General features: G+C 73.4%; 15 protein-coding genes. 6 read left to right on the forward strand and 9 right to left on the reverse strand.

Going from position 1 to position 16,402, the window contains the following annotated elements; translation table 11 throughout:
* Nucleotides 1-4: 4 nt before the first annotated feature.
* From AB0B55_RS05595 to AB0B55_RS05625, 7 genes are all read right to left on the reverse strand, one after another.
* The gene (locus AB0B55_RS05595; protein ID WP_357126768.1) at nucleotides 5-661 is read right to left on the reverse strand and encodes a lysophospholipid acyltransferase family protein; all 657 of its coding nucleotides are present in this window, start codon (nucleotides 659-661) and stop codon (nucleotides 5-7) included.
* A gap of 12 nt (nucleotides 662-673) precedes the next feature.
* Complete coding sequence (locus AB0B55_RS05600; protein ID WP_357126771.1) at nucleotides 674-1,258, reverse strand: TetR/AcrR family transcriptional regulator; 585 nt, start codon at nucleotides 1,256-1,258, stop codon at nucleotides 674-676.
* A 71-nt stretch (nucleotides 1,259-1,329) separates the two neighbouring features.
* Nucleotides 1,330-2,988 carry an EAL domain-containing protein gene (locus AB0B55_RS05605; RefSeq protein ID WP_357127307.1) on the reverse strand — a complete coding sequence of 553 codons (1,659 nt, stop codon included), beginning with the start codon at nucleotides 2,986-2,988 and terminating at the stop codon, nucleotides 1,330-1,332.
* Between the two features lie 79 nt (nucleotides 2,989-3,067).
* Nucleotides 3,068-3,877 carry an SAM-dependent methyltransferase gene (locus AB0B55_RS05610; protein ID WP_357126774.1) on the reverse strand — a complete coding sequence of 270 codons (810 nt, stop codon included), beginning with the start codon at nucleotides 3,875-3,877 and terminating at the stop codon, nucleotides 3,068-3,070.
* Nucleotides 3,878-4,066: 189 nt separating this feature from the next.
* Complete coding sequence (locus AB0B55_RS05615) at nucleotides 4,067-4,735, reverse strand: response regulator transcription factor (protein ID WP_007072219.1); 669 nt, start codon at nucleotides 4,733-4,735, stop codon at nucleotides 4,067-4,069.
* A gap of 7 nt (nucleotides 4,736-4,742) precedes the next feature.
* Nucleotides 4,743-6,434 carry a GAF domain-containing sensor histidine kinase gene (locus tag AB0B55_RS05620; RefSeq protein ID WP_357126777.1) on the reverse strand — a complete coding sequence of 564 codons (1,692 nt, stop codon included), beginning with the start codon at nucleotides 6,432-6,434 and terminating at the stop codon, nucleotides 4,743-4,745.
* 14 nt (nucleotides 6,435-6,448) lie between these two features.
* Complete coding sequence (locus tag AB0B55_RS05625; protein WP_357170662.1) at nucleotides 6,449-8,266, reverse strand: long-chain fatty acid--CoA ligase; 1,818 nt, start codon at nucleotides 8,264-8,266, stop codon at nucleotides 6,449-6,451.
* Between the two features lie 155 nt (nucleotides 8,267-8,421).
* On the opposite strand from AB0B55_RS05625, the gene AB0B55_RS05630 reads away from it, so the two are divergent.
* From AB0B55_RS05630 to AB0B55_RS05655, 6 genes are all read left to right on the forward strand, one after another.
* Nucleotides 8,422-8,877 carry an SRPBCC family protein gene (locus tag AB0B55_RS05630; RefSeq protein WP_357126783.1) on the forward strand — a complete coding sequence of 152 codons (456 nt, stop codon included), beginning with the start codon at nucleotides 8,422-8,424 and terminating at the stop codon, nucleotides 8,875-8,877.
* A gap of 31 nt (nucleotides 8,878-8,908) precedes the next feature.
* The gene (locus AB0B55_RS05635; RefSeq protein ID WP_357126786.1) at nucleotides 8,909-9,601 is read left to right on the forward strand and encodes a hypothetical protein; all 693 of its coding nucleotides are present in this window, start codon (nucleotides 8,909-8,911) and stop codon (nucleotides 9,599-9,601) included.
* 79 nt (nucleotides 9,602-9,680) lie between these two features.
* Entirely contained in the window at nucleotides 9,681-10,628 is a 948-nt protein-coding gene (locus AB0B55_RS05640; protein WP_357126789.1) for an ROK family glucokinase, read from the forward strand.
* A 13-nt stretch (nucleotides 10,629-10,641) separates the two neighbouring features.
* Nucleotides 10,642-11,334 (forward strand): endonuclease/exonuclease/phosphatase family protein, encoded by a 693-nt coding sequence (locus AB0B55_RS05645; RefSeq protein WP_357126792.1) that lies wholly within the window; start codon nucleotides 10,642-10,644, stop codon nucleotides 11,332-11,334.
* Between the two features lie 115 nt (nucleotides 11,335-11,449).
* Complete coding sequence (locus tag AB0B55_RS05650) at nucleotides 11,450-12,856, forward strand: NAD(P)-binding domain-containing protein (RefSeq protein WP_357170664.1); 1,407 nt, start codon at nucleotides 11,450-11,452, stop codon at nucleotides 12,854-12,856.
* 70 nt (nucleotides 12,857-12,926) lie between these two features.
* Nucleotides 12,927-13,721 carry an alpha/beta fold hydrolase gene (locus AB0B55_RS05655; protein ID WP_357127310.1) on the forward strand — a complete coding sequence of 265 codons (795 nt, stop codon included), beginning with the start codon at nucleotides 12,927-12,929 and terminating at the stop codon, nucleotides 13,719-13,721.
* 13 nt (nucleotides 13,722-13,734) lie between these two features.
* Here AB0B55_RS05655 and AB0B55_RS05660 read toward each other — a convergent pair whose 3' ends face one another.
* Both AB0B55_RS05660 and AB0B55_RS05665 read right to left on the reverse strand, forming a co-directional pair.
* A complete protein-coding gene (locus AB0B55_RS05660; protein ID WP_357126798.1) occupies nucleotides 13,735-15,207 on the reverse strand; it encodes a trehalose-6-phosphate synthase in 1,473 nt (490 codons plus the stop codon).
* A 211-nt stretch (nucleotides 15,208-15,418) separates the two neighbouring features.
* Nucleotides 15,419-16,279, reverse strand: coding sequence for a DUF308 domain-containing protein (locus AB0B55_RS05665; RefSeq protein WP_357126801.1), 861 nt, complete (start codon nucleotides 16,277-16,279; stop codon nucleotides 15,419-15,421).
* Nucleotides 16,280-16,402: the final 123 nt, after the last annotated feature.

The raw sequence follows: 16,402 nt of genomic DNA on the forward strand, positions 1-16,402 counted from the left end.
CCGCTCAGGCGCGGGGTTGCCGGGGCGGGGCGTAGCGGGGGACGTACTCCTGGTCGGTGAGCCCTTGGATCGCGGCCATCACCTCGTCCGTGATGGCCCGGATGTCGCGCGGCCCGGTGATGCGGTCGGCGACCGGGATCGCCGGGCCGAAGCGCAGGGCGACCGGGTGTCGGCGGGGGATTCGCGCGTCGACCGGCAACACCTCGGCGGTGCCGAGTACGCCGACCGGGATGATCGGGACCTCGGCGTCGCGGGCCAACCGGGTCATTCCGGTGCGGCCGCGGTAGAGCCGCCCGTCGGGGGACCGGGTGCCCTCCGGGAAGATGGCGACGAGACCGCCGGCGCGCAACACCGGCACGGCCGCGTCGAAGGCCGTGAGGGCGGCCCGGCCGCCGGCGCGCTCGACGCGGATGGCGCCCATGCCGGCCACGACGTGCCGGCTGAGCCAGCTGCCGGTGAAGTACTCGGCCTTGGCCCAGAACGTCACGTGTCGGGGTGTCAGGCAGGCGAGGACCACCTGGTCGGCGACGGACAGGTGGTTGCTGGCGAGGATCGCTCCGCCTCGGCGGGGCAGGTGCTCCAGGCCTTGGACGCGGGGTCGCCAGCCCAGTCGCAGGGCTGAGCCGACGGTCAGTTTGCTGAGGTCGTACAGCAGGGGCACGTCTTCTCCCGTTCAGTTCCGCGCGGGGCCGAGGTACGCGTCGAGCGCGGCCCGCAGCACGGTGTCGTCGTCGCGGTCGCCGGTGGCCAGCGGCAGGCTGCCCCAGGCCCAGAGCTGGGCGATGCCGTGCAGGTTGGCCCAGAGCGCGCCGGCCACCACCGGCGCGGGCGGGGCGGTCGGCTGGCGTGTCTGGGCAACCAGGTCGGTCAGGAGGGTGAACAGCGGCAGGCTCGTCTCGCGCAGCCGCAGACGACTGCTGGCCAGCAGGTCGTGGCGGAACATCAGCTCGAACATGCCGCGGTGCCCGGCGGCGAAGTCCAGGTACGTCCGGGCCAGCGCGACCAGTCGGGTACGCGGCTCCGTACCGGCCGCGTGGATCGTCCGCTCCACCCGGGCGGTGAGGTCGGCGAAGCCCTCCCGGGCGATGGCCGAGAGCAGGTCGACGTGGGTGGGGAAGTAGCGGCGCGGGGCGCCGTGCGACACGCCCGCCCGACGGGCGATCTCCCGCAGGGACACCGCGGACTGGCCCTCACGCAACACGAGGTCGACTCCGGCCGCCACCAGCCGGGCCCGGACTCCGGCCTCCTCCACGGTCATAGACACTGTCTACCAGTTCGCCGTAGACGTTGTCTACGGCCGTGGGCGACGGTGCGGGTGCCCGTGCCGGCTCAGCGGATGCGGGCCAGGATGCGGTCGGCAGGGGCCGGGCGGCCGAAGTGCCAGCCCTGGGCGGCGTCGCAGCCGATCGCCCGCAGCCGCTCGGCCTGCCCGGCGGTCTCCACCCCCTCGGCGGTCACCGTGAGGTCGAGGGCGTGCGCCAGCGACACCAGCGAGGCGAGGATCCGCTCGTCGGTACGCCCCACCGTCGGCGACCGCAGGCCAGCCACGAACTCGCCGGCCACCTTCAGCTCGGTGACGGGCAGATCCCGCAGGTACGCCAGGTTGCTGTAGCCGGTGCCGAAGTCGTCGATGGCGATCCGTACGCCCAGGTCGGCCAGCAGCCGCAGCGCCCGGACGGGCTCCTTGGCGCTGCTCATCATCGTGCTCTCGGTGATCTCCAACTGGAGTCGTTCGGGCGGCAGGCCGGTCTGGCGCAGCAGCGTACGGACCTCCCGCACCAGACCGGGCCGGTGCACCTGCCGGACGGCCAGGTTGACGCTCACGAACGGCGCCTGCGCGCCATCGGTCGACCACGCCTCCGCCTCCCGGCACGCCTCGGCGAGCACCCACCCGCCCAGTTGCACGATCAGACCGGTCTCCTCGGCCAGCGCGATGAAGCTGTCCGGCCGCAGGACGCCCAGCTCCGGGTGTCGCCAGCGGACCAGCGCCTCCACACCGAGCAGTCGGCCGTCGCGCAGCGAGGTCAGGGGCTGGTAGTCGAGATAGAACTCGCCCCGCTCCAGCGCGGCCGGGATGGCCGCCGACAGGGCGTACCGGGCCAGCTCGCGACGGTTGCGCTCGGCGTCGTAGAGCGCCCAGCGCGCCCCTCCGGCCGACTTCGCCCAGTGCAGGGTGCTGTCGGCGGCCCGCATCAGGTCACTCGGGTTGGAGCCGGCCACCTGCCGCTCGACGATGCCGATGCTCGCCGTGACCTGGAGCTCGTGCCCGTCGACCACCGCGGGTGTCCGGACCGCGGCCAGAGCGCTCTCGGCGACCTCCACGACCGCGTCGGTGCCGCCCGCGCCCTCCACCAGGATGACGAACTCGTCCCCACCGAGGCGGGCCACCAGATGCTCACCGAGGCACTGGCGCAGCCGGTCGGCCACCGTGGTCAGCAACCGGTCGCCGACCTGGTGTCCCAGCGTGTCGTTGACCACCTTGAAGCGGTCCAGGTCGAGGAAGCACACCCCGACGCGTTGGGCGCCCCGGCCCGGCTCGTTGAGCGCGGCGGTGAGCCGCTCGGTGAACAGCGTCCGGTTGGGCAGACCGGTGAGCGGGTCGTGGGTGGCCTGGTGGCGGAACCGCGCCTCGCTGGCCCGCAGCGCCCGTTCGGCCTGGGTGCGCGCCATCATGGCGGCCCGGCGGATGGACTCCTGCTCATCGAGCGTGCGGTCCCGCAGCGCGCGGGCGTAACCGGTCGCCACGGCGGCCAGGAGTCGGGCCATCCGGTCCTCGACGTCCTCGGCCACCAGTCCCAGGTCCCGCACGAGCCGAAGCTGGATCACCTCGACGGTACGGCCCAGTCCCTCGGCGGACGCGATGTGCGCGGCGACCAACTCCGCACCGACCCGGTGCCCGGCCCGCAGGTCGAACGGCTCGGCGAGCAGCGCCTGGGCCAACTGGCCGGCGAGCCTCTGCAACAGGGCCTCGAGCTGGGCCTGTGTCATCGGTAGGTAGCTCGTACCGGAGACCGCCTTGGCCCAGGCGCGGGCGAAGGTGCCGGGGCGGGTGACCGCCGAGGGCGACTCAGTCACCGAGTCGCCCGACGCCGCCCATGAAGACCGCCCGCTCGGCGTCCTCCGCGCTCTCGGGAGTGTCCGGTCGCCACTGTGGCACCCAGACGACGCCCGGATCGACCAGCTCGAACCCGTCGAAGAGGGCGGTCACCTCGGCCCGGTTGCGAATCGTGAGCGGGCTGTCGGTACGCCGGTAGACGCGTTCGGCCTCGGCGCGCTCCTCCCCGGCGCGGCCGTCGTCGCTGGCCTGCGACAACACCAGGTAGCTGCCGGGCGCCACCGCGTCCCGAAGCGTCGCCAGCAACTCCGCCGGCCGGTCGTCGTCGGGGACGAAGTGCAGGACCGCCACGATCATCACCGCCACCGGCTGGCCGAGGTCGAGCAGCCGGCGCGTGTCGGGGTGCGCCAGGATCTCCTCCGGGTGCCGCAGGTCCTCCTGGACGATCGTCGCCCGGTCGTTGTCGGCCAGGATCTCCCGGCTGTGCGCCACCGCGACCGGGTCGACGTCCACGTAGACCACCCGCGACGCCGGGTCGATCCGCTGGGCGATCTCGTGCACGTTGCCGACCGTGGGGATGCCCGAGCCGATGTCCAGGAACTGGCGGACGCCGGCCTCGGCGAGGTGGTGGACCGCCCGGCGCAGGAACGCGCGGTTGGCCTGCGCGGCCAGCGGCGCCTCCGGTACGGCCGCCACCATCGCCTGCGCGGCGGCCCGGTCGGCGGCGAAGTTGTGCGATCCGCCGAGGTAGTAGTCGTACATCCGGGCGACGCTCGGGCGCTCGATGTCGATGGTGTCGGGCGCCCAGTCCGGCCGCTGCATGCGCTCACCCCTTGAGTCCACGACGCGGACGTCATCGCCCGCGCGGGTATTCTGCCCCCGCGGTACCCGCCAGACCATAGCGTGCCCGTCCACCCGTCGCGGACGTCGGTCGATACGCGAAGGTCCGCGACGGCGGCGAGCCGGCGCGGACCTTCGGTTACGGAATTACGCTCGACGAACGGGCGCGGGTCAGAACTTCGGCGCGTCCGGCGCTTCGAGCAGGCCGAGTCGCAGCGCGGTCATCAGGGCCTGTGCCCGGTTGGCGGCGCCGAGCTTCTCGTAGAGCTTGGAGATGTGCGTCTTCGCCGTGGACTCGCTGACGAACAGCTGCTTGGCGATGCCCGCCACGCTCATCCCGTCGGCGAGCAGCCGCAGCACCTGCCCCTCGCGGGGGGAGAGCTGCGGGCCGGAGGGGGCGAGCCGACGCTTCATCGCCTCGGCCAGGTCGGCGGCGGTGAACGCGCTCGGGGACGAGGCGGCGTGCCGCGCGGCGGCCACGACCTCGTCGGCCGGGGCGGTCTTGGGCACGAAGGCGCTCGCCCCGGCCTCCAGGGCGCCGAAGAGCTGGTCGTCGCCGGCGTACATGGTCAGCACCACGATGCCCATCGACGCGCTGGACTTGCGCAGCGCGCGGGTGGCCTCCAGGCCGCTGCCGTCGGGCAGCCGCAGATCCATGATCACCACGTCCGGCTGGAGGGCGCCGGCCTGGCGTACCCCCTCTGCCGCGGTCGCGGCCTCGCCGACGACCTCGAACTGACGGTCGCGCTCGAAGGCGTGCCGCAGGCCCTTACGAATCAGGTCATGATCGTCAACAAGGAGGACCTTGGTGCGGGTGGCCGGTGTCGGACTTGTGGTCATCCTCGGGTTACTCCCCTTCTGGTGCTGCGCTGTCACGCACGTTATCGCGCCGGGACGAGGTGCCGAGAACCACCGCCACGGTCGTGCCGCTGGGTTGCCGCGGCCTGATCTCCAACCGGCCCCGGATACGTTCCGCCCTCTCGGCCATGATCGCAAGACCGTACCGCCCGTCGGGGCGCTGGTCAGCCATCCCCTGACCGTCATCCGACACTTCTATTTGCGCGTACGGGGGGTCGACCTCACACGTGACCCACAAATTGGACGCTCCGGCGTGCTTGCGGGCGTTGGTCACGGCCTCCTGCGCGATGCGCAGCAACTCGGCCTCGGTGGCCGCCGGCAGGCGGGCCGTGGACTCGTCCAGCGACAGGTGCACCCGCAACCCGCCCGACGCGCCGACGGTGCGGGCGTACTCGGCGATCGCCGCGGCCAGGCCGCCCTGCCGGTCCACCTCGCTGCGCAGCTCGAAGAGGCTCAGCCGCAGCTCCTGGATCACCCGGGTCACCTCGGCGCGCAGCGTCCGCAAGGCCTCGGCCGTCTCGTCCGCGTCGTCGAAGACGGTGGCCAGGGCGTTGTCGATGCCGTAGCCGACCATCACCAGCTCCTGCGCCACCCCGTCGTGGATCTCCCGGGCCAGCCGCTGGCGCTCCTCGTTGGTGGCCAGCGACCGGACCTCGTCGAACAGCAGCGCCGCCTCCAGCCGCAGCGCGGCGGGCCGGGTCAGCCCGGTCACCCGGGACACCACCGGCGGCGGGTACGCCTGCGCGACATCGGCCTCCAGCACCACCAGCCCCACCGTGCGTACCCCCGCGACCAGCGGGACGATCAGCGCGGACACGTCCGGACCCCGGTGCGAGCGGGACTGCGAGCGGGCGGCGGTGGTGGCCTGCTGACTGGCCCAGGCGTCGGCGATGGCCGAGTCCGCGTCCAGCGTCGTCTCCCAGTCCACGCGGTCCGCCCCGGCCTGGGCGAGGACCACGAGCCGGCCGCCGCCGCTGGCGGACAGCACCGCGCCGCGGTCCGCCCGGGCCACCGTGCGCAGCTCGTCGATCAGGTGCTCGGAGATGCCCCCCGGGTCCAGGGTCGCCCCGGGCAGCTGCCGGGCCACCGTCCGCAGTTGGGTCAACAGCCGGGTGGCCTCGGCGTACGGCTGGGGCTTGCTGTCGGCGCGTACGGCCATCACCCGGTGCAGGGTGCCGGCGGCGTAGAGCCCGAGCGCGGCCAGGATCAACCACTGCGCGCAGACCGCGAGGTAGCCCACCTGGCCGAGTTGACGTTCCCCGTCGACCTCGGTCAGCGCCCCGCTGACCAGCAGCGTGCCGGCGGTCACCGCGAGCAGCGCCGCGCCCTCGCGGAAGCGGCGGCGCAGCGCGGTGACGGTCACCGGCACCGCCAGGTAGGGCAGCACGGCGGAGGCGCCGAGCCCGTCGACCGTGCCGCCGATCGACGCGACCGCGGCGACCTGGCTCGCGGCCAGCCCCAGCACCACCACCTCGGCGACCCGGCTCAGCGGCCCGACCAGCCGGTGCTGCGGCGCGAGCAGGGAGGGCAGCCCGGCGACCGCCAGCAGCGCGATCCACCACAGCTGGGTGACGTCGCGGGTGGCGAACAGGGTCAGGATCGCGACCAGCGCCAGCATCACCACGCGGGCGGCCGCGGCGAGAGGATGCGGGTGTGGGACGGCGGTTGTGGATGCGGGCACGTGACGGATCGTAGTCAGCCGCGGTAGATGTCGGCGATCTCCGCCGCGTACGTCTTGTGGACGACCTGGCGTTTGACCTTGAGCGACGGGGTCAGCTCGCCGGTGACCTCGGTGAAGTCGCGGGGCAGGATCCGGAAGACCTTGATCGCCTCGGCCTTCGACACGGCCTGGTTCGCGGCGTCGATGGCGGACTGCACCTCGGCGCGCAGGCCCTCGTGCTCGCGCAGCGTCTCGACCGAGGTCTCCGGTGGGAGCCCGGCGTTCGCCAGGAAGGTCGGCAGCGCCTCCTCGTCGATGGTGACCAGCGCCGCGATGAACGGCTTCGCGTCTCCGACGACGACGCACTGACTGATCAACGGGTGCGCCCGGACCTGGTCCTCCAGCACCGCCGGGGCGACGTTCTTGCCGCCGGCGGTCACGATCAGCTCCTTCTTGCGGCCGGTGATGCTCAGGTAGCCGTCGGCGTCGAGCTGGCCCAGGTCACCGGTGCGGAACCAGCCGTCGGGGCTGAGCGCCTCCGTGGTCGCCGCCTCGTTGTGCCAGTAACCCTGGAAGACCAGCTCGCCGGAGATCAGGATCTCGCCGTCGTCCTCGATCCGGACGGTCACGCCGGGCAGCGGCCGGCCGACGGTCCCGATCCGGGTGCCGGTGGGCAGGTTCGCGGCGGCGGCGGGGGACGTCTCGGTCAACCCGTACCCCTCCAGGACCGTCACGCCGACGCCGCGGAAGAAGTGGCCGAGCCGCGCGCCCAGGGGCGCGCCGCCGGAGATGGCGTCGCGGCACCGCCCGCCGAGCGCGGCGCGCAGCTTGCGGTAGACGAGCCGGTCGAAGACCGCGTGCTGCGCGCGCAGCGCCAGGCCCGGCCCGCGCGAGGTCTCCAGCGCCTCGCTGTACGAGATGGCGACCTGCTCGGCGCGGGCGAAGACGCCGCCCTTGCCGTCGGCCTCGGCCTTCTGCTTGGCCGCGTTGTAGACCTTCTCGAACACCCGGGGTACGGACAGCACGAAGGTCGGCCGGAACTCCTGCAACTCGCCGACCAGGTTCTTGGTGTCCGCGCAGTGGGCGAGGGTGGCCCGTGCCTGCACCACGCCGATCTGGATGAGCCGGGCGAACGCGTGCGCCAGCGGCAGGAAGAGCAGGGTGCTCGCGCCAGCGTTGAACAGGTTCGGCAGCACGGGCACCGCGTTGGCGATGTCGGCGTACATGTTGCGGTGGGTCAGCACGCAGCCCTTGGGGCGGCCGGTGGTGCCGCTGGTGTAGATGATGGTGGCCAGGTCGTCGGCGCGGACCGCCTTGCGCCGCTGCTCCACCTGGGCCAGCTCGACCGTCGCGCCGACGGCGACCAGCTCGTCGACCGCGCCCCGGTCGATCTGCCAGACGTTCGTCAGCTCGGGGAGGCGGTCGCGGACACCGGCGATCAGCTCGGCGTGGGCGCCCGTTTCGACAAGCGCGGCGACCGCGCCGGAGTCGGCGATGATCCAGGCGGCCTGCTCGGCGCTGGAGGTCTCGTAGATCGGTACGGTGACCCCGCCGGCCGCCCAGATGGCGTAGTCGAGCAGGGTCCACTCGTAGCGCGTCCGGCTCATCAGGGCGACCCGCGCGCCCGGCTGGACGCCGGCGGCGATCAGCCCCCGGGCGACGGCCGCCACCTCGTCGCGGAACTGCAGGCAGGTCACTTCGGCCCAGGTGGTGGTGTCGCCGCCGTCGGCGGAGCGGGTGGCGCGGGCGAACTGCACGGTGTCCGGCGCGATCTCGGCGTTGTCCCAGACCGGATCGGTGAGGTTGGCCGCCTCGCCAACGGTGACGATCGGTGGAACGGAGAACTCGCGCACTTGCACTCCTTCGTGCTCGCACTGGCCTGGGCCGGACTCTGCCCGAGAGCATCGGCTCTGTCGAAACCTACCCGGCGGGCGGTTCGGGTGGGGTAGGCAGGGCGCGGCGGGGGCGGCGGGGGGTGTGGGCGGCGTCAGCCGGGTAGCCTCCCCCCATGGCGGACTCCTCCACCCAGTCGATCATCATCGGCGCGTCACCCGACCGGGTGGCGACGGTCATCTGCGACTTCCCGAGTTACCCCGAGTGGACCGAGGCGGTCCGCCGTGCCGAGGTGATCGAGGAGTACGAGGACGGCTACGCCAGCCAGGTGCGGTTCACCATCGACGCCGGGGTGATGGCCGACGAGTACGTGCTCGCCTACGAGTACGCCGAGGACCTGTCCCGCGTCGAGTGGCATCTGGTCGCCCCCTCGAAGATGCAGAAGAGCCAGCGTGGCTCGTACGACCTGGTGGGCAACCCGGACGGGACCACCACGGTGACGTACACGCTGGAGGTCGAGCTGTCCGTGGGGATGCTCGGCATGTTTCGGCGCAAGGCCGAGAAAATGATCATGGATACGGCGTTGAAGCAGCTCAAGCGCCGGGTAGAAGCACCCGGTGCGGCGCAGTGACGCGTCCGGCAGCGGGGTAGAGGAGCCGAGGGTGGGCGGAACGGACCCGGGTTCGGCCCGGGAAGAGGCGGAGCGTCTGGTGGCGGCCCTGCTCGCGGGGGCGCGGCTGGCCTCCAGCGGGTCGACGGGCGGCGCGTTCGGCCCGTTGGGCGGGATGTTGGCCGGTGTCCTCGGTCACAGTGCCGCTCCGGGCGGCGGCGATCGCGCCCGTGGTGGTTTCGCCACCGGTTCGGCCGAATGCTGCGTCTGCCCGGTCTGTCGTGGCATCGCCGCGTTGCGCGATCCGAGTCCGGAATTCGCCGAACGCCTCGCCACCGGCGCGGGCGACCTCGCCGCCGGCGTGGCCAGCCTGCTCCGCGCGTTCGCGCCGCCGGAGCCGTCCCCGACGACCGGGCCGGAGTGGGCCGCGTCGTCGCAGGCGGCGGCCGGTGCGGGCGGCGACGGCGAGCCGGCGCGGCCGGCCTCGACCGCGCGGTCGGCCGAGGCCTTCGACGAGCACGTGTGGCGCGATGCCACCCGCACCGGGCATGATTCCCAACCGGCGCCGGAGCGGGATGTCTGGTCGGTCGCCACCCGGTCGGCGGACACACCCGCCCCGGCCACCGCGGCACCCGTCGACGACGCCGGGGCGGTGGCCGCGCCGGTGCCGACCAGCCGACCCGTGGTGCCCGCTTCGCGGGCGTCCGACGACACCGGCGCGGACGCGCCGGGCGGCGGCGCCTGAGCGCGGGACATCGCGATCCGGACCGGCGTGCCCCGCGGCGCGCGCGAGCCGGACAGCACAGCAGAGGGGAGCGGCGGCGGTGACGCTGACCATCGGAGTCGACGTGGGTGGCACGAAGGTGGCCGGCGGTGTCGTGGACGACACCGGCACGGTCCTCGTGCAGAGCCGACGGGACACCCCCGCCGACGACGTCGCCAAGACCCGCGACGTCATCATCGAGCTGGTCGACGAGCTGGCCGCCGGGCGAACGATCGAGGCGGTCGGCGTCGGCGCGGCCGGCTGGATCGACGCCACCCGCTCGACCGTGCTCTTCGCCCCCAACCTGGCCTGGCGCGACGAGCCGCTGCGCGAGTACGTGAGCGCCGCCGTCGGCCTGCCGGTGATCGTGGAGAACGACGCCAACGTGGCCGCGTGGGCCGAGTTCCGCTACGGCGCGGCCCGCGCCGCCGACGACTCAATGATCATGTTCACGATCGGCACCGGCGTCGGCGGCGGCATCGTCCTCGGCGGCGAGCTGATGCGCGGCGCGCACGGCATCGCCGCGGAGCTGGGCCACATGCTGGCCGTGCCGGACGGGCACCAGTGCGGCTGCGGGCGGCTCGGCTGCATCGAGCAGTACGCCAGCGGCAGCGCCCTGGTCCGCTTCGCCCGTGCCGGCGCTCGACAGGAGCCGCAGCGGGCCACCGCCCTGCTGGAGCTGGCCGGCGGCGAGCCCGAGGCGATCACCGGTCACATGGTGACCGCCGCCGCGCAGGGCGGCGACCCGGTCTCCGCCGAGGCGTTCGCGCAGATCGGCCGGTGGCTGGGCACCAGCCTCGCCGACATGGCGCAGATCCTCGACCCGCAGGCCCTGGTCGTCGGCGGCGGCGTGATCGACGCCGGTGACCTGCTGCTCGGCCCGACGCGTCGCTCGTACCTCGACGCGCTGGCCCAGCGGGGACGCCTGCCGGTGGCCGAGGTCCTCCCCGCCGAGCTGGGCAACAGCGCCGGGGTGATCGGCGCGGCCGACCTGGCCCGCCGGATCTGAGGGCGGCCAGGAGATGGGCGTACCGCTGCGCGTGGTGTCGTACAACATCCACAGCCAGCGCGACGACACCGCCGCGCTGGCGGCGGTCGTCCGGGCCGCGAAGCCGGACGTCGTGATCGTGCAGGAGGGCCCGCGCCGGTTCCGGTGGCGGCAGAAGTCGGCCACGCTGGCCGAGTCGTTCGGCCTGGTGGTGGCCGCCGGAGGGCTGCCCGCCCTGGGCAACCTGCTGCTGACCAGCCTGCGGGTGCAGGTGCGCGGCGCCCGGTGCCAGCGGTTCCCGCTGACCCCGGGCCGGCACCTGCGCGGCGCGGCGTACGCCGACTGCCGGGTCGGCGACGCCCGCTTCACCCTCGCGGGCTCGCACCTGTCCACCGACCCGGCGGAGCGGCCCGCGCAGGCCGCCGAGTTCCGACGCGGCCTGGACGCCGCGAATGCTCCGGTGGTGGCGGGCGCCGACCTGAACGAGGGCCCGGACGGGCCGGCCTGGGCGACGGTGGCGCGCGGTCTGACCGACGCGGCGGTCGCGGCCGACCGCGCGGAACGGCTCACCTACTCGTGCGCCGACCCGCGCCGGCGCATCGACGCGCTCTTCGTCGACCCCCGGATCACCGTGGTCGACTACGACGTGGTGGACACTCCGCAGACCCGCCGGGCCAGTGACCACTTCCCGGTGCTCGTCGACCTGCTGCTGCCCGCCACGGCCTGACCCCCACCGGTCCGGACCCGCCGATCGGTCCGCGCCGGGGCTGGACATCCGGCTCCGATGTGGAGAGGATTTCGCGGCGAACCGGCACCCGTGCCGCACAAAAGGAGATGTCCCGGTGTCCACCTCCACCGACCAGGGCCGGCCCGACCCGGATGCGATCCCGTCCGCGCAGAGCCGCGACGGCCGCTCGCTCTCCGACCGGGGCGACACGGTCTGCGTCATCGGCGCCGGGGCCAGCGGCCTGACGGCCATCAAGAACCTGCGCGAGCACGGGTTCGGGGTGGACTGCTACGAACGCGAGACCGGCGTCGGCGGGGCCTGGAACTGGCGGCACGACCGCAGCCCGGTGTACGCCAGCACCCACCTGATCTCGTCGAAGCCGTTCACCCAGTTCCCCGACTTCCCGATGCCGGACTCCTGGCCGGACTACCCCCACCACGGCCAGCTCCTGTCGTACTTCGAGCGGTACGCCGACCACTTCGACCTGCGCTCGCACATCTGGTTCGGCACCGAGGTCGTCCGGGTCGAGCCCGCGCCGGGGGAGCGGTGGGACGTGACGACCCGCTCCACCGGCGGGTACGGCCCGGAGCGCACCTCCCGCTACGCCGCCGTGGTGATCGCCAACGGGCACAACTGGTCGCCGAAGCTGCCCCGCTACGAGGGCCTGGAGGAGTTCCGGGGCGAGATCATGCACGCGTCGTCCTACAAGGACCCGGCGCAGTTGCGCGGCAAGCGGGTGCTCGTGGTCGGTGCCGGCAACACCGGTTGTGACATCGCCGTCGAGGCCGCCCAGCAGGCGTCGCGCTGCTGGCACTCCACCCGGCGTGGCTACTGGTACGCCCCGAAGTACGTGCTGGGCCGACCGGCCGACCAGATCAACGACGCGCTGCTGTCACTGCGGGTGCCGCTGCGGGTCCGCCAGTGGCTCTACCACTGGACGATGCGGTTGACCGTCGGCAACCTGACCCGCTTCGGGCTGCCCAAGCCCGACCACCGGGTGTACGAGACGCACCCGATCGCCAACAGCCAGCTCGTCTACTACGTGGGCCACGGCGGGATCGACCCGGTGCCCGACATCGCCCGGTTCCAGCCGTACGCCGTGGAGCTGGCCGACGGCCGCGAGATCGACCCCGAGCTGGTCATCTTCGCCACCGGCTACCTGCCGCGCTTCGAGTTCCTCGACGCGTCGGTGTTCGGCGACAGCGCCGGCACCGGCCGTCCCACGCTCTGGCTCAACGCCTTCACGCCGGGGCACCCCACGCTGGCCGTCGCCGGCCTGGTGCAGCCGGACTCCGGCCTGTTCACCCTGTCCCACTGGCAGACGGTGCTCTTCGCGCGGCTGCTGCTGGCCCGACGGGACCGACCCGAGCGGGCCGCCGCGTTCGCGCAGCGGGTCCGGGACCGGGCCGGGGAGCGCTACGCGGGCCAGGTCAAGGACAGCAGCCGGCACTGGTTCGAGGTCGGGCACGCCGACTACCTGCGCGCCGTCCAGCGCGCCCTGCACGACCTGGAGGGCAAGTGAGCGCGAGGAGTGAGCTTGCGAGCCCCGCAGTCGCGAACGAAAGGCTGGATCAGTGACCGAGGTGCGGATCATGCGGGGCCGGGAGTGGGCTCGTCCGGTCCGGCCGGCGCGCCGTGAGGTGCTCAGCGCCGTACCCGAGTTGGAACAGGGGCGTCCGCCGCTGCTGTTCGTACCCGGGTTCGGGCACGGGGCGTGGGCGTTCGCCGAGCACTGGCTGGGCCATGCCGCGTCGCGGGGCTTCCCGGCGTACGCGCTGAGCCTGCGGGGGCACGGCGGCAGCGAGCCGGCGCCGGAGGCGACGCTGCGCGCGTACACCCATGATGTGACCCAGGTGGCCGCGAGCCTGCCGCGCCAGGCGGTCCTGGTGGGGCACGGCGCCGGGGCGCTCGTGGTGGCCCACGCGATGGCGCGCTATCCGGCGCGCGGCGCGGTGCTGGTAGCGCCGGTCTTCGGCGGCTGGGGCGTCTTCGGTACGGCGGTGCGCCGCAACCCGGCCGGGACGCTGCCGGCGGTGTTCGGCGGACCGCTGCGGCTCAGCCGCGCGCAGCTGTTCAGCCGGGAGTTGCCCGACGAGGACGCCCGACGGTACGTGGCGCGGCTGGGCCGGGCCGGTCGGCGCGCGCAGTGGGCGCTGCTGGGCGAACCGCAGGCCGAGGCGGCCGTGGGCGAGCCCCCGGTCCTGGTGCTGGGCAGCCCGGACGACCGGGTGGTGCCGGCGGCGACGTTGACGCGGGTCGCCCGCCGGTACGGGTCGGCGCCGCTGTTGTTCCCCGGCATGGGGCACGACCTGATGCTCGACGCGCGCTGGGCCGAGCCGATCGACGCGATCCTGGACTGGTTGGAGAAGGAGCCCGCCGGCCGCTGATCACGCGGCCCGGTCAGCCGCCGGCGTGCTGGGTCGCCCGGGTCGCCGGCCGTGGCACCCGGGCGGTGCCGTCGGTGCTGGTGAGGCGGCTGACCAGCGCGCCCGTCTCGTCGAGGGCGCTCAGGTAGGAGCGGGCCCAGGCCCGGATGTCGTGCTCGTGCAGGTGGGCGCGCATCGCCCGCATGCGGGCGATGACGTCGGCGGGGTCGGCCCGCAGCGCCGTGCGCAGCGCCTGCTTGAGCCCTTCCAGGTCGTGCGGGTTCACCAGGTACGCCTGGGACAGCTCCGCGGCGGTGCCGGCGAACTCGCTGAGCAGCAACGTTCCGGTGTCGTCCACCCGGGCGGCGACGTACTCCTTGGCGACCAGGTTCATCCCGTCGCGCAGCGGGGTCACCGCCATCACGTCGGCGACCCGGTAGAGCGCCGCCAGCTCGGCCCGGTCGAAGGGCTGGGTGAGGTAGTGGATGGCGGGCTCGCCGACCCGCCCGAACTCGCCGTTGATCCGGCCCACCTCGCGCTCGATGCGTTCGCGCAGGATCTGGTACTGACCGACGCGTTCCCGGCTCGGCATGGCGACCTGGACGAGCACCGTGTCGCGGACCTTGACGTCGCCGCTGGCCAGCAGCTCGCTGTACGCCTTGAGTCGCTGTTCGATGCCCTTGGTGTAGTCCATCCGGTCCACGCTGAGGATGACCTGCCGGGGATCGCCGAGATCCTGCCGCAGGCGGCGGGCCCGGGCGGCCACGTCGGGGCGGGCGGCGAGGGCGGCCATCTCGGCCGTGTCGATCGAGACGGGGAACGCGCCGATGCGGACCACCCGGTCGTCGATCCCGATCCGACGGTCGGTGGCCGGCAGCTCCAGCACCCGGGTCACCAGCTGGGCGAAGTTGTGTGCCGCCTGCGCCCGCTGGAAGCCCACCAGGTCGGCCCCGAGCATGCCGCGCAGCAGCTCGGCGCGGCGCGGCAACTGCATGAACAGCTCCGGCGGCGGGAACGGCACGTGCAGGAAGAAGCCGATGCGCAGGTCGGGGCGGAGCGCGCGCAACAGCCCGGGTACGAGTTGCAGGTGGTAGTCCTGTATCCAGACCACGCCTCCCGGCTCGGCCACCTCGGCGGTCGCCTCCGCGAACCGCTGGTTGACCCGCTGGTACGCCTCCCACCAGCGCCGGTGGTGCTCGGGTTGCTCGACGGCGTCGTGGTAGAGCGGCCAGAGGGTCGCGTTGGCGAAGCCTTCGTAGTGATCGCGCAGGTCCTCGTGGCTGAGAGCGACGGTGTGCATGTGGACGCCGTCCACGTCCGGCAGGGCGGGCGCCGGGCCGGTGCCGCCGGCCCAGCCGACCCAGATCGCCGGGGTGTGTCGCAGCAGCGGGTGTAGCGCGCTGACCAGCCCTCCGGGGCTGCGTCGCCACTCGCAGGCGCCGTCCGGGGCCTGGCTGTCGTCGATGGGGAGGCGGTTGGCCACCACCACGAGGGAACTCTGTCGCATCTCGGGCATTCCGATCAGCAGAGGACTGACCGCCACGAGCAAGGGAAAACCGGTCAGTCAGCGGGGGAAGTGACGTACAGCGGTATTCCTACTGACAGTAAGTTACACCACTGTTACGCCCCGAGTGAGGGCGGTCGTGTCCCGCGATGCGGGCCGGGTAGGGCCAGCTTCATAAGGGCGGCCGGCCAGTTTCTTGCTGATGAAACAGGCGCTAGACGACGGCGCCGTTGTCCGGGTCGTCGTCCTCCTCGTCACCGGGGCGCAGCCGCCAGATCAGCGTGACGAAGCCGGCCAGGATGCCCGTGAACCCGAACAGGGTGACCGCCGAGCGGTCGATCGGGAGCAGCGACGGGAAGAGGAAGAGCACGAACCCGACGACCACGGCGAGCGCGCCGACCACCGCGTACTTGGAGACGCGGGGCAGCGGCGGCGGCGGGGGCGGGTGGTAGGTGTCCTCGTCGTCGTCCGGCAGGTCGGCGCCGAAGGTGTCCAGACCGTCCAGCAGTGAGGGCTCATCGTCCCGGCTGTTGCGGCCGACCGAGATCCCGGAGAAGTCGGTCGCCGACGGCAGTCGACGGACGTCGGTCGCGGTGGGCCCGGCCTCGTCGACGCCGGAGCGGGCGAGCGGACCGGCCGTCGGCTCGTCCCGGGTGTCCCGGTCGTCACGTTCGTCCACGTCCTCCGCAGCCGGCCAGGGCCGCTCGTCGGTCGTCGAGGGGGTGCTGTGGAAGCCGGCCACGATCCGGGCCCACTCCGCGTCGATGTCCGGCTCGTCGCGGGCCGGGGGCTGCTCCGGGGCGCTCTCGTCGGCGAGCTGCGTCAGGTAGTCACGGGCGGTCCGCAGGTGCGAACGGTCGACGTAGAGCCGGTCGACCGGACGGGCCGGGACGGTGGTGGTACGGGTGACCGGATTGAGGTCGGCCGACGGTTGCAGGTAGGCGGCGATCCCGCCGGCGGCCAGCACGTCGAGCAGGTGCTCGCCGACGCGCGGATCGACATCGCCGACGACGGCGTACTCGCTCGCGTCGAGCCCGTTGTCCCGCCGTCCCCGGCGGGCCCCACCCGCTGACACCCGGACATCCTCCTCAACGCGCCCTGCGGCGCGGCCACCGCTGCCCCCTCGACGCCCGTGCGCACGTCGTGCTCTGAATCGTGACACGTCAGGGGCCGGTTCCGGGAGTGCGTTGTGTCGCGT

The organism is Micromonospora sp. NPDC049107 (genome assembly GCF_040648595.1).
Classification (GTDB): domain Bacteria; phylum Actinomycetota; class Actinomycetes; order Mycobacteriales; family Micromonosporaceae; genus Micromonospora.